The organism is Halobacterium sp. NMX12-1 (genome assembly GCF_040435975.1).
In the GTDB taxonomy this organism is placed as follows: Archaea; Halobacteriota; Halobacteria; order Halobacteriales; family Halobacteriaceae; genus Halobacterium; species Halobacterium hubeiense.
Window position 1 is genome coordinate 1,081,922 of sequence record NZ_CP159204.1, and the last position, 23,873, is coordinate 1,105,794.

The following is a 23,873-nucleotide window of genomic DNA, read 5'->3' on the forward strand; positions in this document are numbered from 1 at the left end:
GAGAAGCGTGAAGGGACAGGAGTGGTACCAGGCCACGGAGGTCGCCGAGGAGTACGACGAGAAGCGGTTCTCCCGTGGCGGCCGGCTCATCGACCGACGGGAGAAGGAGGCCGTCCTCGACGCGGTGGGGCCGGTCGAAGACCAGCGGGTCCTCGAAATCGCGTGCGGTACCGGCCGGTTCACCGTGATGCTCGCCGAGCGCGGCGCCGACATCACGGGGCTGGACATCTCCGGGCCGATGCTCCAGGAGGGCCGCGAGAAGGCCCAGCGCGCCGGCGTCGAGGACACCATCGAGTTCATGCGCGGCGACGCCGGCCGGCTCCCGTTCCCGGACGACCACTTCGACACCGTGTTCGCGATGCGGTTCTTCCACCTCGCGGACACGCCGACGAAGTTCCTCACGGAGATGGCCCGCGTCTCCAAGGACACCGTGTTCTTCGACACGTTCAACCGGTTCAGCACGCGCTCGCTGTACAACTGGCTGCTCCCGATGGGGTCGCGGCTGTACGGCGACAGCGAGGTCCGCCGGCTCGTCGACGAGGCGGGGCTGGACCTCGTGAACGACGAACACGACTTCCTCGTCCCCTACGGGTTCTACCGGAAGGTCCCGGACTGGATTGCCGGTCCCGTGCGGAGCGTCGACACCGCTCTCGGCGCGACGCCCGCCGGCAAGCCGCTATCGTCGGTCTCCTACTGGCAGACGACCGTCTGACGGAAACCCGCGGCTCGTGTGAGTTCGCGGACGATTTCGCCGGATTTCGACCCGGGACGTTTTTACCACCGCGCAGACTCGTGTAGGCTATGGACCTCTCGGTAGTGGTGCCCACGCTCAACGGCCGCGACGTGCTCGCCGCGTCGCTGGACGCGCTCGCGGCCCACGCACCCGACGCCGAGGTAATCGTGGTCAACGGCCCGTCCGTGGACGGAACCTCCGGGATGGTGCGCGACCACGACGCAGTCGACCTCCTTCTGGAAGTCTCCGAGCGGAACCTCAACGCCTCCCGGAACGCCGGCATCGCCGCCGCGGACGGCGACGTCGTCGCGTTCGTCGGGCAGGACTCCCAGATTCGGGAGGGCTGGGTGGCCGCCGTCGAGGCGGCGCTCGACGACGGCGCCGACGCGGTGACCGGTCCCGTCCACCGCCGCGTCGAGGGCGGGGTCACCACCGAGTCCGTCGAGACCGCGTCGGTCGCGGGCCGCCACGTCACGTTCTTCGACGGCGGCAACGTCGCGTTCGTCCGCGACGCGCTCGACGCGCTCGACGGCTTCGACGAGTACCTCCAGACGGGCGCCGCGCGGGACGCCGCCCACCGGCTCGCGGGCATGGACCGCGAGGTCGTCTGGGGCGCGGACGCGGTCGTGCTGCGCGAGGCGAAAGACGACATCCGCCACCGGCTCCCGGAGGACGCCGAGGAGTCCGCGTGGGGGCTGAAGTACCGCTCGCTGGCGTACCGGCTCGTGAAGAACTACGGGTTCGGCGCGCGCATCGCCGCTCGCATCGTGAAGTACGCGGTCGGGGACGCGTTCTCCGTGGGTGGGGACGTACTCCGCGGCGACGCGAAGCTCTCGGAGTGGGCGGCCGCCGGCAGCGCCGTCGTGCCGAACGTCTGGACCGGCAGTCAGGACGGGATGTCCGCGCGGATGGCGGACCGAACTTCTCGACGCAACCCGAACGGCGTCTCCGCCCGCATGGACCGCACGATGGTCCGCCACGACTGCTGACCGCGCCGCTGTGCGCGCTACCGGTGGACCAGTTCTGCGAGGAACGACCCGAGGTTGACGACGGTGTACGCGCCGTACAGCAGCAGCCCGACGGAGACGGCGAGTATCACCAGCCACTCTAACTGTCCGTTCACGACTGCTGACACTCCCGCCGGCGGAATAGGTCTTCTGTCGGTTCTCACTCCCGGTCGAGGCCGGGGACGACCCGCACGGCGTTCTTCCCGAACACCTTCCGCATCGCGTCCTCGGTGACGTCCAGCGTCAGAATCTCCATGACCGCGACGTTCGGGTGGGTGGCGGGCGCGCCGCTCCCGAAGACGACGCGGTCGGGGTGTTCGACGATGGCGTGTTCGAGGAGTTCGCGGTACCGGACCGCCGCGGTGTCCAGATAGAGGTCCTCGTAGGAGTCGAGCAGCGAGACGGCCTCGTGCATCAGCTCGCGGTCGAGCGGGTGGCCGCCGAAGTGCGCCAGCACCACGGGGAACTCGCGGTCGAGCAGCGTGTCCTCCAGCGTGCTCGGCGGGAAGCCCTCGCCGCCGTGGACGAGCACCGGGAGGCCGACGTCGTCGAGCACGTCGAGGACGTCTGGCTCGGGGAGGCCGTCGCGGGTCGGGTCGAGCTTGAAGCCGTGGAAGCGGTCGTCGTAGGCGTACTGTTCGACGTCCTCCGGGGAGGTCTGCCAGTCCGAGCGGTTCGACCGGAGGTTCTTCAGCCGCGAGGCCGCGCCGTCCCCCGGGTCGCGGGGGCCGTCGATGCGCGCGAACGCGATGAACGGGCGCTGGACGGCCTGCCGGGCGACCGCGTTGTTCGCGCGGAGGTAGCCCTGTTCGCCCTTCCGCGGCCCGGGGAAGACCACCGAGCGGACGACGCCGGCCTGGTGCATCTCGCGTTCGAGGTCCTCGCCGTCGATGGTGCGGCCCCGGACTGGGCGCCCCGGGCCGGCGTGGAGCCGCGCGTGCAGGTCCACAATCCGGAACCCGTGCTCCAGTTCGAGCATACGCGTAGGTCGCCGGCCGGGTATTTCGGTGTGACGGTGCCCTACAGGGAGAGTTCGATGGGGCTGCCGGGGTCCACGCCGAACGCGTCGTCGCCGCGCCCGCGGTTCACGGCGAGTTCGACGTTCCCGTGGCTGCCGACCGTCACGACGCGCTCGCCGGGGTCCACGTGCGCGTACGAGGGCTCGACTCGCACGCGGTCCCGGTTCACGCGCACGGAGTCACCGAAGCGGTCCTCGACGACGCGCCCCGGGAGGTTCGTGATGGCGTTCCCGAAGCCGTCCACGACCAGCACCTCGCCGCGCAGCACGTCGCCCGTGAGGTCCGGGTCGGGGAACTCGACAGTCGCGTAGTCCTCGAGCGGCTCGTAGCCCGGGTAGTCGTCGAACACCTCGACGCCGCGCTCGTGGACGTCCGCGGCGGCGGGCGCGAACACGTCCCGGCCGTGGAACGTCGAACTCGCGGGGTCCTCGACTTCGATTTCGAACACCTCCACGTCCTCGGCGAGCCGCCGCGCCGCGGGAATCGCGACGCCGTTGTCCGGCACGACGATTGCGTGACGGCCGGCGCGCACGACCACCGCCTTCCGGTCGGTGCCGACGCCCGGATCGACGACGACGAGGTGGACCGCCGGCGGGAAGTACGGCAGCACCTCGCGCAGCCAGAACGCCGTCGCGCGCACGTCCTGCCGCGGGAAGTCGTGCGCGACGTCCACGAGGCGCGCGTCCGTCGACTGGAGGACCACACCCTTCATCGCCGCCGGGTACGGCGTCCCGAAGTCGGAACTCAGCGTTATCATGTCTCGGGCTTGCGGCGCCGTCGTTGAAAACTACTCGGCGGGGGTGTCGCCCGCGTCCGTGTCGCTGACCTTCTGGATGCGGTCGACGCCGTCTATCTCGTCGATGACGTCCGCGACCGGCTTCGGGACGAGCTCGCGCCAGTCGCCGCCCTCCGCCATCCGGCGCCGAATCTCGGTGCCTTCGAGGACGTCGCGCTCGAACATCGGGGACTGGCGGACCTCGATGCCGGCCTCGTCGAACAGCCGGATGACGAGGGGGTTGTTCGAGTACGCCACGTCGAAGTTCGGGCTCATCGACTGGACGTGGCTCACCCAGACCGCGTTCCGGTCCAAGTCCTCGATGGGGACGGCGTACGTCACGAGGTCGAAGTCCACCAGGGACTTCGTTATCATCATGATGCGCTCGCCCGCGGTGAACGGGTTCCGGGTGCTGTGGGAGTCGCCGGCGCTCCCGATGCCGACGACGAGCTCGTCGACCTCGGTGGCAATCTGCTCGACGACGCGGTGGTGGCCGTTGTGGTACGGCTGGAAGCGACCGATGTAGAACCCGCGGGTCATTGCCTCACCTCGAAACACCCCGTCAGCGCCCATAAGAATGGCGAGTTCGGCGCCGCCGGCGGGACGGCCGCGCTGGCGCCGCTCGCCGAAACCCTGTTCCCGTGATTGAGGCCTCGAAACCGGGTAATACGGCCGGTTAAGCGTTCCATCGAGGGAGAAAGTATATCAGTCGCCCGTCCGTGTTTTCACGTGTCGAAACCACTTCTATGAGCAACGAATCGACTGACGACGAGCCCCACCACGACGACCCGGACGCCGACGCCCCCGAGGAGGGCGAGGAGTCGGCGCCCGAGCCTGCCGAGCCCCTCGACGAGCTCGACGACCTCGGCAGCGAGGTCGGCGTGGAAGGCGACGTCTCGATCAACGAGGACGACGCCGAGGACGACCTGCTTGGCGGCCTCGAAATCCCGGACACCTCCGCCATCGAGGTGCCCGACCGGCTGGTCGACCAGGTCATCGGTCAGTCCGAGGCCCGCGACATCATCATGCGGGCGGCCAAACAGCACCGCCACGTGATGATGATCGGCTCCCCGGGGACGGGGAAGTCGATGCTCGCGAAGGCGATGAGCCACCTCCTCCCGAAGGAGAACCTCCAGGACGTTCTCGTCTACAACAACCCGGACGACTCCAACGAGCCGAAAGTCCGGACCGTCCCCGCCGGGAAGGGCGAACAGATCGTCGAAGCCCACCAGGAGGAAGCCCGCAAGCGCAACCAGATGCGGTCGTTCCTCATGTGGATCATCATCCTGCTCGTCGTGGGCTACGCGCTGTTCATGGCCCACAACGTCCTGCTGGGCGTGCTCGCGGCCGGCGTCATCTATCTGGCGTTCCGCTACACCGACCGCGGCGGCGACGCGATGGTGCCGAAGCTCCTCATCAACAACGCCGACAGCCAGACCGCGCCCTTCGAGGACGCCACCGGCGCCCACGCCGGCGCGCTGCTCGGCGACGTCCGCCACGACCCGTTCCAGTCCGGCGGCATGGGGACGCCGAGCCACGAGCGCGTCGAGGCCGGCGCCATCCAGAAGTCCCACAAGGGCGTGCTGTTCGTCGACGAGATCAACACGCTCGACGTCCGCAGCCAGCAGAAGCTCATGACGGCGATTCAGGAGGGCGAGTTCTCCATCACCGGTCAGTCCGAACGCAGTTCGGGCGCGATGGTGCAGACCGAGCCCGTGCCGTGTGACTTCATCATGGTCGCGGCCGGGAACATGGACGCGATGGAGAACATGCACCCCGCGCTGCGCTCCCGGATTCGGGGGTACGGCTACGAGGTGTACATGGACGACACCATCGAGGACACCCCGGAGATGCGCCGGAAGTACGCGCGCTTCGTCGCCCAGGAGGTCGAGAAGGACGGCCAGCTCCCGCACTTCGACGACGACGCGGTCCGGGAGCTCATCCTCGAGGCGAAGCGCCGCGCCGGCCGCAAGGACCACCTCACGCTCGAACTGCGTGACCTCGGTGGGCTCGTGCGGGTCGCCGGCGACATCGCGCGCTCGAAGGGCAACGAGCTCACGACCCGCGACGACGTCCTGCAGGCGAAGAAGCGCTCGCGGTCCATCGAACAGCAGTTCGTGGACAACTACATCGAGCGCCGCAAGGACTACGAGCTGGGAACCTCCGAGCAGGAGGCCGTCGGCCGCGTGAACGGCCTCGCGGTCATGGGCGGCGACTCCGGCATCATGCTGCCCGTGATGGCCGAGATTACGCCCGCCCAGAGCCAGGAGGAGGGCCGCATCTACGCGACCGGCCAGCTCAAGGAGATGGCCGAGGAAGCCGTCGAGAACGTCTCCGCCATCATCAAGAAGTTCAGCGACGAGAACATGTCCGAGAAGGACGTGCACATCCAGTTCGTCCAGACCGGCGAGGGCGGCGTCGACGGCGACTCCGCCTCCATCACGGTCGCGACGGCGGTCATCAGCGCGCTCGAAGACATCCCCGTCGCGCAGGACCTCGCGATGACCGGGAGCCTCTCGGTCCGCGGGGACGTGCTGCCGGTCGGCGGCGTCACGCACAAGATCGAGGCCGCCGCGAAGGCCGGCTGCAAGCGCGTCATCATCCCGAAGGCCAACGAGCAGGACGTGATGATCGAGGACGAGTACCGGGAGCAGATCGAGATCATCCCGGTCTCGCACATCAGCGAAGTCCTCGACGTCGCGCTCGTCGGCGAACCCGAGAAGGACTCGCTGGTCGCCCGCCTCAAGTCCATCACCGGCAAGGCCCTCGAAGGCCAGACGGAGTCCGGTACGACCGGCGGCTCGCCCAGTCCGCAATAGGACCTTTTTGCTGCACTCGTTCGGGCGCTAACGCGCCCTCACTCGTCTGCTCACGGGCGCGTAGCGCCCGTTCGCACGGCCAGCGGGACCTTCGGTCCCGCTCGGCTGGCAAAAAGCTACGCTAAAAAGCCTCGCGGCTCCAGTCGCGCACCTTCGGTGCGCGGTAGTCGCCGCTCGCCCCGCTCGCTCACTCCGTTCGCTCGCGGTGGGTGTTCTCGCTGCTGACCGCCACTTTTCTACGCGCGTCCCGCGTGCGCCGACGTGATGGCGTACTGGGTCGCGTTCGCGGCGTTCGCGCTGCTTGTGACGGCCGGTCTCGTCGCGCTCACGCGGGCGTCGGCGGGCGTCGTCGGCGAGGGGACCGACGACCTCGCGGCGGGCGAACTGTTGTTGCAGACGACGCTCTCGCAGGCTGTCGTCGGCGCGCTGCTCGTGGTCGCGGTGTGGCTCGCGGGGATTCCCGTCGCCTCGCTGGGCGTCGCGGCTTCGGTCGAACTCGCCGCCGCAGGGGTCGCCGTGGGGCTCGTGCTCGCGCTCGGGAACGAGGCCGCGATGCGCGTGCTCGACTCGGCGGGACTGGGCTACGACGAGGCGCTCCGGGAGACGCTGACGCCCGAGGAGACCCGCGGCTGGCTGATTCTGTGCTGCGTCGCGCTGCCCGTCGTCGCGGGCTTCGAGGAGCTGTTGTTCCGCGGGATTCTCGTCGGCGCGCTCTCCGCTGGCTTCGGCGTGTCGCCGTGGGTGCTGGCGGCCGCGTCGAGCGTCGTGTTCGGGGCGGCGCACACCGCGCAGGGCGCGACCGGCGTCGTCGTCACGACGCTTTTGGGGTTCGCGCTCGCCGCGGCGTACGTCCTCACGGGGAGCCTGCTGGTGGTGTTCGTCGCGCACTACGTCGTGAACGCCGCGGAGTTCGCGGCGCACGCCCGGTAGTCAGGACTCCAGCGCGCGCAGGCGGTCCACGACTTCCGGGGGTGCGCCGCTGGGGCCGTCGCGGACGCGGTGGTCGGGGACGAACAGCGGGACGGGGTTGCTCGCGAGCGCTTCGCGCGCGGTCTCGCGGGCGTCGCTGTCCTCGGGGTCCGTGTCGGGCACCATCGAGAGGACGCGCTTGACCGTGACGCGCTCGCCGTACGGAATGTTGCGGACGGCTTCGAGGACCTCGCGCTGCTTGGTTGGCACCGTCAGACCGACCTCGACGTCGTCGAAGTCGTCCTCGGCGCCGTCGAAGTACGCGTCCACGCGGTCGAGCAGCGGGTGGTCGGGGTCGGCGTCAGCGGGCGCGCTCTCGGGGAAGGAGACGCTGATGACGCGGTCGCCCGCGACGCCGAGCTGGACGGCTCTGTCGAGATACGACGACTCGCGCGCGTAGATGCCGGCCGCAGCCATGTGTCCACGCAGGGGCGACACGGCCTTGTACGTTCGGCCACCGGTGAGTCGGGCGGTCTCCGGGCGGCCCGACGGCCCCACCGACGCAAGGCTTATGTGCAAACTAGTGCATTAATGCACAATAATGGACGAAAGTGACGGGCTCGCGCCGGCGGTGCAGTCCATCCTCGACGCGGCCCGCGAGCGAGAACCGGCCGGCGGCCGGGTGTCGGTGTCGCCGCGGTCGCTGCCGGACGCGCTCGCGGCCGCCGAGGCGGACGGGCGCGCGCCCACGATTGCGGAAGTGAAACCGACCAGCCCCACCACGGAGGGCGAGCGCGAGGACGACCCGGTCGCGCTCGCCGAGCAGATGGTCGCGGGCGGCGCGGCCGCGCTCTCCGTGCTCACCGAGCCCGAGCACTTCGGCGGCAGCCCCGCGAACCTCCGCGAGATTCGGGACGCCGTGGACGTGCCCGTGCTCCGCAAGGACTTCCTGCTGCGGGAAGCCCAGTTGGACGCCGTGGAGGCCGACGTGGTCCTGCTCATCGCGCGCTTCCTCGGCGACGACCTCGAACCGATGCTGGCGGCGGCCCGCGAGCGCGGCTTTCAGGCGCTCGTGGAGGTCCACGACCGCGCGGAACTCGACCGCGCGGTCGAAGCGGGCGCGGACGTCATCGGCGTGAACAACCGCGACCTCGCCAAACTGGAGGTGGACCTCTCGACGTTCGAGGACGTGGCGCCCCACGTCCCCGAGGACGTGACGCTGATTGCGGAGAGCGGCGTGAGCACGCCCGCGGACGTCCGGCGGATGCGAGAGGCGGGCGCGGACGGCCTGCTCGTCGGAAGCGCCATCATGGACGGCGACGTAACCGAGAACACACGCACACTGGTGAACGCATGAGTGGAAATCAGGAGTCGACGACGGGCGCACAGTCGGGGACGCGGGCCGGGAAGTTCGGCGACTACGGCGGCCAGTACGTCCCCGAAGTGTTGATGCCGGCGGTCGAGGAGCTGGCGGACGCCTACCAGCGGTACGTCCTCGACAACGAGGACGGCTTCGTGGACGACTTCCGCCAGCGCATCCGGGAGTTCGGCGGGCGACCCACCCCCCTCTCGCACGCCGAGAACCTCTCGGAGCGCTACGGCTTCGACGTCTACCTCAAGCGCGAGGACCTGCTGCACGGCGGCGCACACAAGCTCAACAACGCGCTCGGACAGGTGTTGCTCGCGAAGTACATGGGCAAGGAGCGCATCGTCGCCGAGACCGGTGCGGGCCAGCACGGCACCGCGACCGCGATGGCGTGCGCGTACCTCGACATGCCCTGCGAGATTTACATGGGCCGCACGGACGTCAACCGCCAGCGGCCGAACGTCTTCCGGATGCGCATCCACGACGCCGAGGTCAACCCCGTTGACGTCGGGTCGGGCACGCTCAAGGAGGCAATCAACGAGACGATGCGGGACTGGGCGACGAACGTCGAGGACACCCACTACGTCATCGGCTCCGTGGTGGGGCCCCACCCGTTCCCGGCGATGGTCCGGGATTTCCAGTCGGTCATCAGCGAGGAGATGCGCGAGCAGTCCCGCGAGAAACTCGGCGGCCTCCCGGAGGCGGTCATCGCGTGCGCGGGCGGCGGGTCGAACACGATGGGCGCGTTCTCCGCGTTCGTCGGCAGCGCGGAACTCCCGGGTGCGCCCGAGGGGACGCACGAGCCCGCGCCGGACGTGGACCTGCTCGCCGTCGAGGCCGGCGGCTCCAGCCTCGGCGTGGACAGGGCGGAGGGGTACGCGCCGAACTCCGCGAGCCTCTCGACGGGGACGGAGGGCGTGCTCCACGGCGCGCGCACGAAGCTCCTCCAGACGGAGGAGGGCCAAATCGTGGAGTCCCACTCCGTGAGCGCGGGGCTGGACTACGCGGGCGTCGGCCCGGAGCTGGCGCACCTCGTGGACGAGGGCCGCATCGAGCCCGTGAACGTCGACGACGACGCCGCGCTCGAAGCGTTCCACCGGCTCTCCCGCGAGGAGGGCATCATCCCCGCGCTCGAATCGAGTCACGCCGTCGCCTACTTAGAGGAGTACGAAGGTGACGGCCCCGTCGTCGTGAACGTCTCCGGGCGCGGCGACAAGGACCTCGACACGGTCATCGAGGAGTCCACCGCGCGCGACGTCGACGGCGCGCCCACGATGGAGGTGTTCGAGGAGTGACCCGCAGCGAGATTCGCGACGCGTTCGCCGACGAACCCGCGCTCGTCTCCTACGTCGCCGCCGGCGACCCGAGCGCGGAAGCCACGAAGGAGTACGTGCAGGCGCTCGTCGAGGGCGGCACGGACGTCGTCGAACTCGGGCTGCCGTTCTCGGAGCCGGTCGCGGAGGGCACCACGATTCAGAACGCCATCAAGCGCGCGCTCGACGCCGGGATGACGCCGGACGCCTACCTCGACCTCGTGCGCGAGCTAGACGTCGAGGTGCCGGTCGTCTGCATGACGTACTACAACCTCATCTACCAGTACGGTAGCGAGCCCGGCCCCGAGGAGTTCGTCGAAGCGGCCGCGGACGCGGGTATCTCCGGGTTCGTCGTCCCCGACCTCCCGGTGAACGAGTCCGAGGCGATGTACGAGGCGTGCCGCGAGCACGGTCTCGACCTGATTTTCATCGTGGCGCCGACGACGACGCCCGAGCGCCTCGAATCGATGCTCGACCGCACCACCGGGTTCGTCTACGTGCAGGGGCGCCTCGGCACGACGGGCGCCCGCGACGAGGTGAGCGCGGACACGCCGGAGGCGCTCGAACGCCTGCAGGACGCCGACGTCCCGAAGGCCGTCGGGTTCGGCATCTCGTCGGGCGAGCAGGCCCGCGAGGTCGTCGCCAGCGGCGCCGACGGCGTCATCGTCGGGAGCGCGTACGTGGACATCATCGCCGAGGGCGTGGAGGACGACCTCTCCACGGCGGAGGTCGCCGAGCGCCTCGAAGCGCTCGCCGCAGAGCTGAAGGCGGGGGCGCGGAAGGGCCTGCCCGAACCGGAACGCAAATAGCCGACCGTTTGCTACTCACTACCAATGACACCAGGGAAGACAGCGCGACTCGACCGCATCGGCCGGGATGGCCGATTCGTCACCATCCCGATGGACCACGGAATCACACTCGGCGCGGTAGACGGCCTCGTCGACATCGAATCCACCATCGACGACGTCACGAGCAGCGGCGCCGACGCCGTCCTCACCCAGAAGGGCATCGCGCCCCGCGTCCACGAGAACAACAACGACGCCGGCTACATCGTCCACCTCAACGCCTCCACGTCTATCGGCCCCGACTCCAACGACAAGCGCATGACCGGCACCGTCGAGGAAGCGGTGCGGGCGGGCGCCGACGCCGTCTCCTTCCACATCAACGTCGGCAGCGACCACGAACCCGACCAGATTACGCAGCTCGCGGAAGTCGTCGACGACGCCCACGACCTCGGGATGCCCGTGCTCGCGATGGCGTACGCCCGCGGCCCGGGCGTCGACGAGCACGACGCCGAGAGCCTCGGGCACGCCGTCCGGCTCGCGGAGGAACTCGGCGCGGACCTCGTGAAGACCGCCTACTCGGGGAGCCGCGAGAGCTTCGAGCGCGTCGTCGAGTCCACGAGCAAACCGGTCATCATCGCCGGCGGCAGCCCCGACGGCGACCGCGAGACCCTCCAGGACGTCCGCGACGCGATAGACGCCGGCGCCGCCGGCGTCTCCACTGGTCGCACTGTCTTCCAGCACGACGACCCCGGCGCGATGACCGCCGCCATCGCCGCCGTGGTCCACGAGGACGCCACGCCCGACGAGGCGCTCCGCGAGGCCGGCCTCCCCATCGAAGCCTGATAGCTCGCCGCTCTCGTTTTCCTCGCGTTCAGACGTCGGCGTACGCGACCTGCCACGCCGCCGGGAGGGCGTCGAGGGCGCTCCGGAATTCCGCGGTGGCGAGCCCGTAGAACTTCTCGCGGCCGACCGCCGTCCGCACGCGCACGACGACCGTGTGGTCGGTCGCCTCGAAGGCGGTCAGCGAGCCGCCGCCCGCGCGTTCCAGGTGCGCGCACTCGGGCTTCCGGTCGACGAGTTCGCTCCCGAGGTCCCAGCTGAGCGATTCCGCGGCGTCCAGCGGGAACGGGACGCGCTCGCTCATGAAGCGGCCCTGTCCACTCGTTGCCATACCACGACCTCCGTAGTTCAGCAGTATAAATCGTGTCATATCGGCACACGCGCCGCCAGCAAGTACGGGGCGCTCCGGTACGCTTTAGGCCGCACCACGTCTCCATCCGGCAATGACACGGTCCGTCTGGCTGAAAGCCGACGACGCGGTCGGAGACTGGGAGACGCGCAAGCGACGCATCACGGCCGGCCTCGAAGCCGGCGTCGACTGGGTGCTCGTCGACGCTGCGGACGTCGAGCGCGTGCGCGAACTCGGGTCGGTGAACGTCGCGGCGTTCCGCACGGACGACGGCGACGTCATCGAGGAGGCCGACAGCGAGGCGGCCGCCGAGCCGGACGCGTACGTCGTCGGGAAGGACGGCGAGGGCGACGGCACGGTCGACCTGCCGGAGGACTTCTCCGGGAGCGCGGACCTCTCGGCGGTCCGCCGCGGGAACGCCGACGCCGCCTACGTCCGCATCCTCGACGAGCGCTACGAGGCGTTCGCCGAGGAGGCCGCACAGGACGCCGAGCACACCATCGTCGTCGGCGAGGACTGGACCATCATCCCGCTGGAGAACCTCATCGCGCGCATCGGCGACGAGACCACGCTCGTCGCGGGCGTCGAGTCCGCCGCCGAGGCCGAGACCGCCTTCGAGACGCTGGACATCGGCGCCGACGCCGTACTGCTGGACAGCGACGACCCCGACGAGATTCGCCGCACCGTGCAGGCGCGGGACGCCGCCGAGCGCGAGCGCCTGGACCTCGCGTGGGTCACCGTCACAGAAGTCGAAGAGGCCGGGAGCGCGGACCGCGTCTGCGTCGATACGGGCAGCCTGATGGACGACGACGAGGGGATGCTCGTCGGCTCCATGAGCCGCGGGCTGTTCTTCGTGCACGCCGAGACCGCCGAGTCGCCGTACGTCGCCTCGCGGCCGTTTCGCGTGAACGCCGGGGCCGTCCACGCCTACGTGCGGACGCCCGACGGCGGCACGAAGTACCTCGCGGAGCTCTCCAGCGGCGACGAGGTGCAGGTCGTCGACCGCGAGGGCCACACGCGGACCGCGGTGGTCGGGCGCGCGAAAATCGAGAAGCGGCCGATGTTCCGCGTCGAGGCCGAAACCGAGTCCGGCGACCGCATCGAGACGCTGCTCCAGAACGCCGAGACCATCAAGGTCTCCACGCGGGAGGGCCGCACCGCCGTCACGGACCTCGACGAGGGCGACGAGATCCTGGCCTACCTCGAAGAGGGCGGCCGCCACTTCGGCGAAGCCATCGACGAGCGCATCATCGAACAGTAGTCACGCGGAGTCGGCGTCGTCGGGGGCGTCGAACCGCGTCGTACACCACGGACAGAAGTCGAGGTCGCTGTCGAGTTCTTTGCCGCACTCCGGACACTCCGCTGGTTCGCCGGCAGCGTCCGCGCCGGCGGCCGCGCCGTCGCTCCCCGGCGTCGGGATGCGCTCGGCGACGGCGCTCGCCGTGTCCCGGACCGCGACGAGGTACGCGTCGACGACGTTCAGCACGCGAATCACCAGCAGGCTGAGCGTCACTTCCGGCCCGAGGTTCTCGCTGGCCTCCATCAGGCCCGCGAGGCCGTCGGTCTGGAACGCCTGGTACGCCGACTCGGGCACGACCAGCGCAGCCGTCACGAGCGCGAGCAGGAACCACGAGATGGCGCGCACCCAGCGCCGCAGGTAGACGTGTCCGAGGCCGGGGTAGACGAAGCCGAGCACCGCCGCGATGACGCCGCGTCGATTGACCACAGTTACCGGGACTCGGGGCCGCGCGCTCCTAAAGCCACCGAAGCCGGCTACCGGAGGTTGTCCACGAGCGTGCGCAGCGTCGCGGCGTCGTACTGGCCGGGCGCGGTCGCGTTCTCGGGGTCGGCGGGCGCGTACCCGATGCGGGAGCCGTACAGCGGCGCGACCGCGCGCGTGTGCCGGCCGGCCTCCCCCATCGCCATCGTCGCGACGGGCGCGTCCACGGCGTTGAACTCGTGGGTGACGCGCAGCAGGTCCAGCGCGTCCCCGCCGTCCTCGGCGGTGACCGCGAGCTTCCCGACATCCCCCAGCGAGCACGCCTCGCCCAGCAACTCCGCGAGCACGCCCATCTCCGGCGTCCCCTCGAAGTCGTGGACGGAGACGATGGTCGCGGTGTCCTCGGCGCGCGCGGCCGCCAGCGCCTCCGCGCCCTCGCCGTCCGCCTCCGTGAGCGCCGCGAGCTCGACGTCGATGGCGGCCACGAAGTCGGTACGCGCGGCCTCCGCGAGCGCGTCGATGCGGCCGTCCTCGTCGGCCTCGCCGCCCTCCCACTCCGCGCGGTTCGTCGCGATGACCGGGAGCTCGCCGTCGTAGTCGTCCAGTCCCGACAGCGGGTCCTCTGCGAGGTCCATCCGGAACTCGACGGCGTCGGCGTGCTCGCGGGCGGCCACCTCGTCGTCGAGGTCGGAGACGGGCGCCGCCAGCACGAACTCCTCGAAGTCCATGGAGTGTCCTGCGTGGGCCGCCTGCAATACGGTTTCGGAGTCCGCAACGATAGGCAGCGTGCGACGAGCCACTGCCGAGCGCTGCGGCTGTCGGCTCGGAAAACGCGGAAAACGGGCTGTCGCGCGTCGCGCGTCGAGCGCTCAGACCGGAATCGTGTCTTCGGCTTCGAGCAGCTCGTGGTAGCGGTTGCGAATCGTGACCTCGGAGATGTCGGCGACCTCCGAGACCTTCGCCTGCGTCGTCTTCTCGTTCGTGAGGAGGGCGGCGGCGTACACCGCGGCGGCCGCCAGTCCCACGGGGCTCTTGCCGGAGTGGACGCCCTTGTCCTTCGCGGTCTTGAGGAGTTCGCGGGCGCGGTGGGCGGACTCGTCCGAGAGTTCCAGCGAGGACGCGAACCGCGGGACGTAGCTCTCGGGGTCGGCGGGCGCGACTTCCAGACCGAGTTCGCGGACGACGTAGCGGTACGTGCGCGCGATCTCGGACTTCTCGACGCGGGAGACGTCCGCGATTTCGTCGAGGCTGCGCGGGACGCCGGCCTGTCGGGCGGCGGCGTACACGCAGGAGGTCGCGACGCCCTCGATAGACCGACCCGGAAGCAGGTCGTCTTCGAGCGCGCGGCGGTAGATGACCGACGCGGTCTCGCGGACGTTGTCCGGGAGGCCGAGCGCGGAGGCCATCCGGTCGATTTCGCCGAGCGCCTGCTTGAGGTTGCGCTCTTTGGCGTCGCGCGTGCGGAAGCGCTCGTTCCACTTGCGCAGGCGCTGCATCTTCTGGCGCTGATTGCTGGACAGGGAGTTGCCGTAGGCGTCCTTGTCGCGCCAGTCGATGTTCGTCGAGAGCCCTTTGTCGTGCATCGTGTTCGTGGTGGGGGCGCCGACGCGGGATTTCTCGTCTTTCTCTTTGGAGTCGAACGCGCGCCACTCGGGCCCGCGGTCGATGCCGTCCTCCTCGACCACGAGGCCGCAGTCGGCGCAGACCGACTCGCCGTGCTCTTCGTCCTGGACGACGAGACCGCCACACTCCGGGCAGCCGTCGGTCGTCTCTTCTTCGTCCGTGCGCTCCTGCTCTCGGGAGCGCATGCGTGCATCTGTCATTAGCGTGAAATCACCGGAAAACCCGGGTGAGTCGTAGCCAATCGGTTGGTGCAAAACGTACTTAACCGTTGCGCTATTCAGACGGGGGGAGTCGCCGATCGCGTCGGTTTTTACCACGGGGACCGAACCCACGGGTATGCGCGTCGTCTCGCTCGCACCGAGCGCCACCGCCACCGTCGCCGCCCTCGGCGGTAGCGACCGCCTCGTCGGCGTCACCACGCACTGCCCGGACGTCGACGCCCCGGCTGTCGGCGGCTGGCTGAACCCCGACTTCGACCGGGTCGCCGACCTCGACTCGGACGTCGTTCTCACGAGCGACGCCCTCCAGCGCGAGGTCCGGGACGACCTCCGCGACCGCGGGTTCGACGTCCGCCACGTCGAACCGGCGACGCTCGACGACGTCCTCGCCTCCTTCGCGGAAATCGGCGAGGCTGTCGGTCTCCCCGACGCGGGCGCCGAACTGGAAGCACAGAGCCGCGAGCGCGTCCGAGACGTCCGCGAAGCCGCACCCGAGGACGGTCCGGTCGTCTACTGCGAGGAGTGGTCGGACCCACCGATGGCGGCCGGGAACTGGGTGCCCGACGTGGTCGAAGCCGCGGGCGGCCGCTACCCGTTCGTGGACGCCGGCGAGCGCTCCCGTGAGGTCGAAGCGAGCGCCGTCGAAGCCGCCGACCCCGAGCACGCCGTCGTTCACGTCTGCGGGAAGGGCGACAGCGTCGACCCGGACTTCGCGGGTCGGGGCTGGGAACTGGACGCCGACGTCCACGTCGTCGACGACAGCCTCCTCAACCAACCGAGCCCCCGACTGCTCGACGGCCTCGAAACGCTCGCCGAGAGAATCCGCGGCGACTAAGGCGCGGGCCGTCCGCGTCCCGGTATGCGAGTCGCAGTCGGCTCCGGGAACCCGGTGAAGCGCGACGCGGTCGCGGCCGCGCTCCCGGACGCGACAGTCGAATCGGTCAGCGTCGCCAGCGGCGTCCCCGAACAGCCGTGGGGCGACGACGAGACAGTCGAGGGCGCACAGAATCGAGCCGAACGCGCGCTCGAATCCGCGGACTACGACCTCGGCGTCGGACTAGAGGGTGGTGTAGCAGAGCGGGATGGCGATTTGTTCCTCATCATGTGGGCGGCCGCGAGCGACGGCGAGCGCGTCGAAATCGGTGCCGGCCCGCGACTGCGCCTCCCGGACGACGTGGCCGCGCGGCTGCACGATGGCGCGGAGCTCGGTCCCGTGATGGACGACTTGCTGGACACCTCGGGCGTCGCGGAGAATCAGGGCGCGGCGGGTGTACTGACCGGTGGCATCACGAACCGAACGGAAGCGCTGCGAACGGCGGTCGCGGGCGCGCTCGGGCCGTTCGTCACCGACTACTACTGACTCACTCCTCGACGGGGGCCGCGTCCGCGGAGAGGTCCGCCTCCTCGCCCTCGACGGCTTCCGTCAGCGAGACGTTCAGCCACGTCATCGACGCCGCGCCGCCCGCGACCGTCACGACGTTCTTCACGATGTGGTCGACGATGGCGACGCCGAGCGCGAGGCCGAACGAGACGGGCAGCAGCGTGGAGACGATGGCCGCGAACGCCGCTTCGTAGATGCCGATGCCGCCCGGCGGCCCCGGGATGACTTTCGCGAGGTTGCCGACGCTGACGGCGAAGAACCCGACCGCGAGCAGGCTCACGAGCGCCACGTCGAGGCCGAACGCGAGGAAGACGAGCAGGGCGGTCGCGACGTCGATAGTCCAGATGACGATGCTCGTCGCGCCGATGCGCGCGAACGCCCGGCCGTCCGCGGCGACCCGCTGGATGTCGCCGACGAACTGCTCGAAGACGCTCGCCACCAGCTCCGTGTAGGAGTCGTCGCTGGCCCACTCGACGACCCCCCGGACGTAGTTGGTGTCCGAGCGCGCCGACCAGACGATGGCGACGACCGCGGCGACCGCGATCACGCCCACGGCGGAGGCGACGACGACGGCCTGCTGGACGGCCTGCGACTCCTGACCGGCCAGCCCCTCGCCCGCTGCTGTTGCGGCGAGTTCCGCGACCGTGTCGGGCGCGAACGCGGTGAGCGCCACGAGGACGCCGCCCGCCAGCACCGTGATGGTGAGCAGGTCGTAGACGCGCTCGACGGTCAGCGACGCGAACCCCGTCGTGTAGGGGATGCCGCGGCGGGCTTTCACGACGTACGCGCGGATGGCGTCGCCGGCGCGCGCGGGAATCACGAGGTTCCCGGTCTGACTGATGAACACCGCGCCCGTGAGGAACCACGTGCTCTCGCGGTACCCCAGCTCCGCGAGGATGTCGCGGTAGCGCAGGCCGCGCAGCGGCCACGACGTCAGGTAGACGACCGCGCCCGCCGCGACCAGCGCGGGGTCGGCGTCCCCCACCGCGTCCACGAACGCGCCCACGTCGATGTAGACGAACATCAGCGCGAACGCCACAACCGACAGCAGGACGCCGACCACGGTGCCGGTGCGGCGGTTCGCGTACGGGCTCACGTTGAACTCCCAGAAGCAGCGCAGAATCTGGCTGCCCATCCCGAAGACGTCCCGCACCAAGTCGACCTTCGAGTCGCCCTTCGGCGTCCACTCCACGGGGAACTCCTCGACGGTGAACCCGCGGCGCTGGGCGCGCACCAGCATCTCCGTGTCCCAGAACCAGTGCTCGTCCTCGACCTCCTCGACGAGGCTCTCGAACGCCTCGCGGCTGAACGCCTTGAAGCCGCACTGGTGGTCGCGCAGCTCCGAGCCCAATAGCCCCCGCACCGCGAGGTTGAACCCCCGCGAGGGGATGCCGCGCTTGGCGGGGCGGTCGGCGCGCTCGCCGGGAATCCACCGCGAGCCCGTCGCGAGGTCGGCGTCCCCGGAGCGCACGCTCTCGACGAGCTGTTCGAGGTGGCGCATGTCCGTCGCGAGGTCCGTGTCGAAGTACGCCAGCGTCTCCCCCTCGGCCGCGCGGAACGCGGCGTTCAGCGCGCCGCCGCGGCCCAGGCGCTCGTCGCTGTGGAAGTGGCGGACGCGGTCGTCTTCTGCGGCGAGCCGCGCGGCGATTTCCGGCGTCTCGTCCTCGCAGCCGTCCTCCGCGACGATGACCTCGTAGCTGCCCGCGGGGAGGAAGGCGTCGAGCGTCTCCAGCGTCGTCCGGACCGTCTCCTCGATGGTGTCGGCCTCGTTGTACGCGGGGAGGACGACGCTCACCTCGACGCCCGGCTCTGTCATTGTCCGGAATTTCGGCCGTGACCGGGTAAGAACTTTCTGTCTCGATGCGGCCGCCGGGGCCGTTAACCGCGCCTACCAAAACGCGCGCTCCCGGTGACTACCCGGCACGCCCAGCGCCGTAAAACCGCAGGGCGGCGGCCGATTTACCGCGCGTACCAAACCCCTCTTGGGGTGGCCGCGCCACTGTACTGGTATGAGCGCGACAGCCGCGGCGAGTCAGGCACTCACCCCGAAGCAGCGTCGCATCCTCGACTACCTCCGCGACCACGCCGACGACCGCACGTACTTCAAGTCGCGGCTCATCGGCGACGAACTCGACCTCTCCGCGAAGGAGGTCGGCGCCAACATGCCCGCCATCGAGGCCGGCGAGTTCGACGTCGACGTCGAGCGCTGGGGGTACTCCTCCTCGACGACGTGGAAGGTCGAGGCCTGACTCCGGTTCGGCCCGTGCGGCCTCGTCATCCACCCGCGCGGACTTGCGTTCTCCCTGGCTCTGCCGGGAATCCAGTGTCTGCCGCAGTCCCGCTGGGACTGCACTCGTTCGCTTCACGTAGCGACGGCGCCACGGCCGTTCAGGGTTCGTAGGAGAGCAAGTCGGCGGCCTCGCCGGCGAACTCCGCGGCGTTCGCGTCGAAGGAGTCGGCGTACCGCACGAGCAGCGTGATGAGGGTCTCCGGGCGCTCGACGGCGTAGCCGTCCGCCCGCGAGAGCACGCCCGCCTCCTCCAGTTGCGCGGCGTACTTGCTGACGGTCGCCGGCGAGACGTCCAGCGACTCCGCGAGGTCGCCGGCGGTCGCGTCCGGGTTCCGTAGCAGTTCGACGACCATCCCGCGCGGGGTCTCCCGGCGGAGGTAGCCGAGCGCGCGCTTCTCGAACGGCGAGAACCGCTCGGCCGGATAGAAGCGCTTGTAGTCGCCGTCGCGCTCGCTTTCGACGGCGGACTCGTCGAGCAGCCGCCGGAGGTGGTGTTGGGTCTCCCCGGTGCCCAGCTGGAGGTCGTCACGGAGCTTCGAGAAGTGCGCGCCCGGCGTCGCCGTCACGTAGCCCGTGATGGCGTCGCGGACGTCGCTGTCGCCGCCCTCGCCGTCGCCGTCACCGCCGGCGAGCCGGGTTAGCGGGCTGGCTGCGCCGACGGCGGCGAAGCGGCGGAGCGTCGAGCGCTTGTCCTCGTCGATGCCCATTCACGCGCTCCTACGCGGTCACCCGAGAAAAACGTTCGGTACCGGATAGCACGCCAGCGCGGCGCCCCGTTACGCGCTCTGGTTGTCGTCGTCGCCGGCGTCACTGGCGTCGCCGCCACCACTGCCGTCAACTGGGGCGTCGCCGGTGTCGAGTTCCTGGTCCATCTCCTCGATGACCTCGTCCGTCGACGCCAGCCCGGCGTCCTCGCCGCGCTGGACGGCCTCGGCCTGCTCTTCGAGCTTCTCGGGGTCGATGTCGGCCTCCTGGCTGATCTGGTTGAGAATCTCGTCGATGTCGTCGAGACCGATGAGCTCGCGGGTCTCAGCGTCGAACTCGAGGCTGTCGAGTTCCGTGCCGCCGTCGGAGACGTCGCTTCCCGCGAGGTGTTTGCCGTAGCGGCCGACGAGGCTGGTTAGCTCCTGCGGGAGGACGAACGTGTTGGACTCGCCGTCGCCGATGCCCTCCAGCGTCTCCATGCCCTTCTCGATGATGGCGCGCTCGCCCATCGACTCGGCGGACTTCGCGCGGAGGACGGTGGAGATGGCGTCACCCTGCGCTTCGAGAATCTGGGACTGCTTCTCACCCTGCGCGCGGATGATGTTCGACTGCTTGTCACCCTGCGCGTTCTCGATGGCGGACTGCCGCTCACCCTGCGCCTCCAGAATCATCGCGCGGCGGCGGCGCTCGGCGCTGGTCTGTTGCTCCATCGCCTTCTGGACTTCCTGGGAGGGGTTGACCTCGCGGACCTCAACGCTCTCCACGCGGATACCCCACTCGTCGGTGGGCTCGTCCAGTTCCGTGCGGATGCGGGCGTTGATTTCCTGGCGCTTGTTCAGCGTGTCGTCCAGCTCCATGTCGCCCAGCACCGCGCGCAGCGTCGTCTGCGCGAGGTTCGAGACGGCGGTCTTGTAGTGGTCGACCTCGAGGAACGCCCGCTTGGCGTCCCGCACGCGGATGTACACGACGGCGTCGGCGGTCACCGGCGAGTTGTCGCGGGTGATGGCTTCCTGCCGGGGCACGTCGATGGTCTGCGTGCGCATGTCGAAGGGGTACGTGCGCGCGACGAACGGCGGCACGATGTTGATACCGGGTTCGAGGAGGCCGCGGTACTCCCCGAACACCGTGAGGGCTTTCTTCTCGTAGGCGTCCACGATTTCGACGGCCTCGTAGACGACGACGGCCAACAGCAGCAACAACAGCAGCCCGACTGCCGGTATCACTGCGCCGCCCGTCTGTAGCGGGGTCAACTCCATGCGTGAACGTTCGGCGAACGGACAATAAGTGTTGGTACGGTTCGCGGCCGCGGCGACCGCTCGCGGCCCGGACTCAGGCGCCGTCGGCGTCCCGGTCCAGTTCGCGGTCGATGTCGTCGGCGCCGTCGACGGCCTCCACGGTGACGACGTTCCCCCCGCCCGGGTCCACGACCACGACGTTCGTCCCCTCGGAGATAGTCCCGGAGATGCTCCGGGCGGCGTACGACGAGTCGAACCCGCCGGACTCGAGTTTCACGCGCCCCTCTCGGGGCGTGACCTCCTCGACGACGTACCCCCGCGAGCCGCGGAGGTCGTCGGAGTCGCGGGTCTGCCCGCGGCCGGTCCCCTGGTAGAGCTCGTAGTTGCGGTACAGGTACAGGGAGACCAGCCCGACGCCCAAGACGAGGCCCGCGAGCACGAACGGGGTCGCGGCCGCCGGCACGAACAGCCCGATGAGGCCGGCGGCGAGGAGCGCGACGCCGAGGACGATGAGGTGCGCGCCCGGCGCGAGCGCCTCCATGACGCACAGCGCCGTCCCGGCGACGACGAGCAGGAACGACAGCGACTGTCCGAACAGTTCGGCCATGCCCGGGAGTTAGGGCGGCGGTGGGAAAACCGTTTACCCGCGTGCTCGACCGACGCGAGAGCACGGAACGGCGAGCGGCGAACGGAGTGAGCCGTGAGCGGAGTAAGCCGCGAGCCGCGTGGCCAATCCGAAAGCGGTCGGCCTCTCAGAACAGCAGGAGCGCGAGCACGCCGACCATGGCGGCGACGCCGAGCAGGAAGAACGCGACGTTCTCCGGGTCCGGCGACCCGGGTTCGATGGCTCGCACGTCGGGTTCGGCGTCCGGGCCGACCTCGTCGACCTCGTAGCGCCACGCGCGCTCGTCGTTCTCGGCCATGTCAACGTCTACCCCGTCGAGGCGGAAAAACGCGCGGGTTCGGGGTTCAGGACTCGCTGGCGTAGACGACGCCGCGCTCGCCGTCCACCGTGACGGTGTCGCCGTCTACGATGTCGTCGAGGTCGGCGTCCCCGACCATCGGCACGTCGAGTTCGCGCGCGACCATCGCGGGGTAGCCGGTCATCCCGGACTGGGCGCTGACGATGCCCGCGATCTTCGAGAGGTCGCCGTGGAACTCGTCGTCGAAGTCCGGGCCGAGCACGACCACCGCGCGCTCGGGAATCCCGGAGAGGTCGCCGTCGTCGAGGACGGCGACGGGTGCGGTGACGCGCCCCTTCACGACGGACTGCCCGACCGTCAGCGTCTCCGCGGCGACGTGGACTTTCAGCGTGTTCGTCGTGCTCGCGCCTTCGAGGTCGGTCATCATGCCGACGAGCACGACCACGGTGTCGCCGCTCTCGACGAGGCCGGACTCGACGGCCGCCTGCACCGCGTGCTCGACGACCGTCGTCGCGTCGCCCTCCGCGACCGCGGCGTACTCGGCGTGGACGCCCCAGTTGAGCGCGAGTTCGCGGCGCACGCGGTGGGAGGGCGTCGCACAGACCACTGGGACGCGCGGCCGGAACTTCGCGGCCTTCCGCGCGGTGTAGCCGGACTCGGAGGCGACGACGACCGCGCTGGCGTCGATGTCGCGGGCGAGGTAGCGCGCGGAGCGCGCGAGCGCGTCAGTCTTCGCCGTGCCGTCCGCGGTCGGGACGCGTTGCTCCTGTAGCTCGGCGTACTCGCCGCTGGACTCGACTTCGCGCACGATGCGGTCCATCGTCTCCACGACCCGCGTGGGGTTGTCGCCGACCGCGGTCTCCGCCGAGAGCATCACGGCGTCCGTGCCGTCGAGGACGGCGTTCGCGACGTCGCTGGCCTCCGCGCGCGTCGGCCGGCGCGCGTGTACCATCGAATCCAGCATCTCTGTGGCCGTGATGACAGGGACGCCGGCGTCCCGGCACTGCCGGATGATGCGCTTCTGAATCATCGGCACGTCCTCCATCGGGCACTCCACGCCGAGGTCGCCGCGCGCGACCATCACGCCGTCGGCGGCCTCCACGATGCTGTCGAGGTTCTCGACGGCGCCCGCGCGCTCGATTTTCGCGACCACGGGGATGTCCGCGCCGACCGATTCGAGCACGCGCTCGACTTCCAGTACGTCTTCGGCGTCCCGCACGAAGCTCGCGGCGACGTAGTCGACGCCCTCCTCCGCAGCGAGTTCGAGGTCGCGGCGGTCCTTCTCGGTGACGACGTCGAGGTCGAGGTCAACGCCCGGGACGTTGACGCCCTTCCGGCTGCCGAGCTCGCCGCCGGACTCCACGCGCGCGGTGACGACGTCGCCGTCTACCGACTCGACGACCGTCTCGATGCGCCCGTCGTCCAGCAGCACGCGGTCGCCGGGCTCGGCCGCCGCGACGCTCGTCGAGAGCCCGATGGTCTCGCCCGTCGTCTCGCCGTCCGGCACGAACTCCACGAGCGTCCCGGCTTCGACGTGGACGGGCTCGTCGGTCTCGGCCGTCCGGACCTCCGGCCCCTTCGTGTCCAACATCACGGCGACCGGCTTCTCTGTCAGTTCGTCGACCCGCCGCGCCGTCCCGATTAGGTCGCGGCGGTCGTCGAGGTTGCCGTGGCTCGCGTTGATGCGCGCGACCGACATCCCCGCGTCCACCAGCGACCGTATCGAGGACTCGTCGTCTGTCGCCGGCCCCAGCGTACAGACGATTTTCGCGTTTCTCATACGCCGCGGCTACGACGCCGGCACGCAAAAACGTACGTGATTAACTCGGCGACGAGTAACCGAACCGCCACAGCGACTTTGCC

General features: G+C 69.9%; 26 protein-coding genes. 12 read left to right on the forward strand and 14 right to left on the reverse strand.

Features of this window, described 5'->3' with window-relative positions; genetic code table 11:
• Window positions 1-7 precede the first annotated feature (7 nt).
• Together ABSL23_RS07170 and ABSL23_RS07175 are read left to right on the forward strand one after the other, a co-directional pair.
• Window positions 8-712, forward strand: a complete 705-nt coding sequence (locus ABSL23_RS07170) for a class I SAM-dependent methyltransferase (protein ID WP_059055769.1) — start codon at window positions 8-10, stop codon at window positions 710-712.
• Between the two features lie 89 nt (window positions 713-801).
• Window positions 802-1,722, forward strand: a complete 921-nt coding sequence (locus ABSL23_RS07175; RefSeq protein ID WP_059055771.1) for a glycosyltransferase — start codon at window positions 802-804, stop codon at window positions 1,720-1,722.
• Between the two features lie 178 nt (window positions 1,723-1,900).
• On the opposite strand, the gene ABSL23_RS07180 is transcribed toward ABSL23_RS07175, so the two are convergent.
• The 3 genes from ABSL23_RS07180 to ABSL23_RS07190 are packed head-to-tail and all read right to left on the reverse strand — an operon-like array spanning window position 1,901 to window position 4,074.
• The gene (locus ABSL23_RS07180) at window positions 1,901-2,719 is read right to left on the reverse strand and encodes an amidohydrolase family protein (RefSeq protein WP_353635188.1); all 819 of its coding nucleotides are present in this window, start codon (window positions 2,717-2,719) and stop codon (window positions 1,901-1,903) included.
• A gap of 41 nt (window positions 2,720-2,760) precedes the next feature.
• The gene (locus tag ABSL23_RS07185; RefSeq protein ID WP_353635189.1) at window positions 2,761-3,516 is read right to left on the reverse strand and encodes an SAM-dependent chlorinase/fluorinase; all 756 of its coding nucleotides are present in this window, start codon (window positions 3,514-3,516) and stop codon (window positions 2,761-2,763) included.
• 30 nt (window positions 3,517-3,546) lie between these two features.
• Entirely contained in the window at window positions 3,547-4,074 is a 528-nt protein-coding gene (locus ABSL23_RS07190; protein ID WP_059055776.1) for a nicotinamide-nucleotide adenylyltransferase, read from the reverse strand.
• A 206-nt stretch (window positions 4,075-4,280) separates the two neighbouring features.
• Between ABSL23_RS07190 and lonB the strand changes: the two genes are divergently transcribed.
• Together lonB and ABSL23_RS07200 are read left to right on the forward strand one after the other, a co-directional pair.
• Window positions 4,281-6,353: an ATP-dependent protease LonB gene (gene lonB, locus ABSL23_RS07195; RefSeq protein ID WP_059055778.1), complete on the forward strand. Its 2,073-nt coding sequence runs from the start codon at window positions 4,281-4,283 to the stop codon at window positions 6,351-6,353.
• 264 nt (window positions 6,354-6,617) lie between these two features.
• Window positions 6,618-7,283: a CPBP family intramembrane glutamic endopeptidase gene (locus ABSL23_RS07200; RefSeq protein WP_353635190.1), complete on the forward strand. Its 666-nt coding sequence runs from the start codon at window positions 6,618-6,620 to the stop codon at window positions 7,281-7,283.
• Here ABSL23_RS07200 and ABSL23_RS07205 read toward each other — a convergent pair whose 3' ends face one another.
• Entirely contained in the window at window positions 7,284-7,739 is a 456-nt protein-coding gene (locus tag ABSL23_RS07205) for an MGMT family protein (protein WP_353635191.1), read from the reverse strand.
• 124 nt (window positions 7,740-7,863) lie between these two features.
• Here ABSL23_RS07205 and trpC point away from each other — a divergent pair, with 124 nt between their 5' ends.
• From trpC to ABSL23_RS07225, 4 genes are read left to right on the forward strand one after another with little or no spacing between them, the layout of a single operon-like run.
• On the forward strand, window positions 7,864-8,619 hold the full coding sequence (gene trpC, locus ABSL23_RS07210) for an indole-3-glycerol phosphate synthase (protein WP_353635192.1): 756 nt from the start codon (window positions 7,864-7,866) through the stop codon (window positions 8,617-8,619).
• Window positions 8,616-9,923 (forward strand): tryptophan synthase subunit beta, encoded by a 1,308-nt coding sequence (gene trpB / locus ABSL23_RS07215; protein WP_353635193.1) that lies wholly within the window; start codon window positions 8,616-8,618, stop codon window positions 9,921-9,923. The genes trpC and trpB overlap by 4 nt, the downstream gene beginning before the upstream one ends.
• Window positions 9,920-10,750, forward strand: coding sequence for a tryptophan synthase subunit alpha (trpA, locus tag ABSL23_RS07220; protein WP_353635194.1), 831 nt, complete (start codon window positions 9,920-9,922; stop codon window positions 10,748-10,750). Before trpB ends, trpA begins: the two co-directional genes overlap by 4 nt.
• Window positions 10,751-10,774: 24 nt before the next feature.
• On the forward strand, window positions 10,775-11,569 hold the full coding sequence (locus tag ABSL23_RS07225) for a 2-amino-3,7-dideoxy-D-threo-hept-6-ulosonate synthase (RefSeq protein WP_059055789.1): 795 nt from the start codon (window positions 10,775-10,777) through the stop codon (window positions 11,567-11,569).
• Window positions 11,570-11,597: 28 nt separating this feature from the next.
• On the opposite strand, the gene ABSL23_RS07230 is transcribed toward ABSL23_RS07225, so the two are convergent.
• The gene (locus tag ABSL23_RS07230) at window positions 11,598-11,897 is read right to left on the reverse strand and encodes a hypothetical protein (protein WP_353635195.1); all 300 of its coding nucleotides are present in this window, start codon (window positions 11,895-11,897) and stop codon (window positions 11,598-11,600) included.
• A gap of 112 nt (window positions 11,898-12,009) precedes the next feature.
• Here ABSL23_RS07230 and ABSL23_RS07235 point away from each other — a divergent pair, with 112 nt between their 5' ends.
• On the forward strand, window positions 12,010-13,176 hold the full coding sequence (locus tag ABSL23_RS07235; RefSeq protein WP_353635196.1) for a 3-dehydroquinate synthase II: 1,167 nt from the start codon (window positions 12,010-12,012) through the stop codon (window positions 13,174-13,176).
• Here the strand turns inward: ABSL23_RS07235 and ABSL23_RS07240 are convergent, their stop codons facing one another.
• From ABSL23_RS07240 to ABSL23_RS07250, 3 genes are all read right to left on the reverse strand, one after another.
• Window positions 13,177-13,641: a zinc ribbon domain-containing protein gene (locus tag ABSL23_RS07240; protein ID WP_353635197.1), complete on the reverse strand. Its 465-nt coding sequence runs from the start codon at window positions 13,639-13,641 to the stop codon at window positions 13,177-13,179.
• 47 nt (window positions 13,642-13,688) lie between these two features.
• Window positions 13,689-14,363, reverse strand: coding sequence for a type I 3-dehydroquinate dehydratase (locus ABSL23_RS07245; protein WP_353635198.1), 675 nt, complete (start codon window positions 14,361-14,363; stop codon window positions 13,689-13,691).
• Window positions 14,364-14,504: 141 nt separating this feature from the next.
• Window positions 14,505-15,458: a transcription initiation factor IIB gene (locus ABSL23_RS07250; protein WP_059055800.1), complete on the reverse strand. Its 954-nt coding sequence runs from the start codon at window positions 15,456-15,458 to the stop codon at window positions 14,505-14,507.
• A 136-nt stretch (window positions 15,459-15,594) separates the two neighbouring features.
• On the opposite strand from ABSL23_RS07250, the gene ABSL23_RS07255 reads away from it, so the two are divergent.
• Both ABSL23_RS07255 and ABSL23_RS07260 read left to right on the forward strand, forming a co-directional pair.
• A complete protein-coding gene (locus tag ABSL23_RS07255) occupies window positions 15,595-16,311 on the forward strand; it encodes a cobalamin-binding protein (RefSeq protein WP_353635199.1) in 717 nt (238 codons plus the stop codon).
• Between the two features lie 24 nt (window positions 16,312-16,335).
• Window positions 16,336-16,836, forward strand: coding sequence for an inosine/xanthosine triphosphatase (locus tag ABSL23_RS07260; RefSeq protein ID WP_353635200.1), 501 nt, complete (start codon window positions 16,336-16,338; stop codon window positions 16,834-16,836).
• Window position 16,837: 1 nt separating this feature from the next.
• Here ABSL23_RS07260 and ABSL23_RS07265 read toward each other — a convergent pair whose 3' ends face one another.
• Window positions 16,838-18,673 (reverse strand): flippase-like domain-containing protein, encoded by a 1,836-nt coding sequence (locus ABSL23_RS07265; protein ID WP_353635201.1) that lies wholly within the window; start codon window positions 18,671-18,673, stop codon window positions 16,838-16,840.
• Window positions 18,674-18,866: 193 nt separating this feature from the next.
• Here ABSL23_RS07265 and ABSL23_RS07270 point away from each other — a divergent pair, with 193 nt between their 5' ends.
• Entirely contained in the window at window positions 18,867-19,106 is a 240-nt protein-coding gene (locus tag ABSL23_RS07270) for a hypothetical protein (RefSeq protein WP_059055807.1), read from the forward strand.
• A gap of 139 nt (window positions 19,107-19,245) precedes the next feature.
• Here the strand turns inward: ABSL23_RS07270 and ABSL23_RS07275 are convergent, their stop codons facing one another.
• The 5 genes from ABSL23_RS07275 to pyk form a co-directional block, all read right to left on the reverse strand.
• Window positions 19,246-19,854 (reverse strand): ArsR family transcriptional regulator, encoded by a 609-nt coding sequence (locus ABSL23_RS07275; RefSeq protein ID WP_059055809.1) that lies wholly within the window; start codon window positions 19,852-19,854, stop codon window positions 19,246-19,248.
• Between the two features lie 69 nt (window positions 19,855-19,923).
• The gene (locus ABSL23_RS07280; protein WP_353635202.1) at window positions 19,924-21,108 is read right to left on the reverse strand and encodes an SPFH domain-containing protein; all 1,185 of its coding nucleotides are present in this window, start codon (window positions 21,106-21,108) and stop codon (window positions 19,924-19,926) included.
• A 73-nt stretch (window positions 21,109-21,181) separates the two neighbouring features.
• Entirely contained in the window at window positions 21,182-21,694 is a 513-nt protein-coding gene (locus ABSL23_RS07285; RefSeq protein WP_353635203.1) for an NfeD family protein, read from the reverse strand.
• Between the two features lie 145 nt (window positions 21,695-21,839).
• On the reverse strand, window positions 21,840-22,010 hold the full coding sequence (locus tag ABSL23_RS07290) for a hypothetical protein (protein ID WP_169793381.1): 171 nt from the start codon (window positions 22,008-22,010) through the stop codon (window positions 21,840-21,842).
• Window positions 22,011-22,056: 46 nt separating this feature from the next.
• Window positions 22,057-23,790 (reverse strand): pyruvate kinase, encoded by a 1,734-nt coding sequence (gene pyk, locus ABSL23_RS07295; RefSeq protein ID WP_353635204.1) that lies wholly within the window; start codon window positions 23,788-23,790, stop codon window positions 22,057-22,059.
• Window positions 23,791-23,873: the final 83 nt, after the last annotated feature.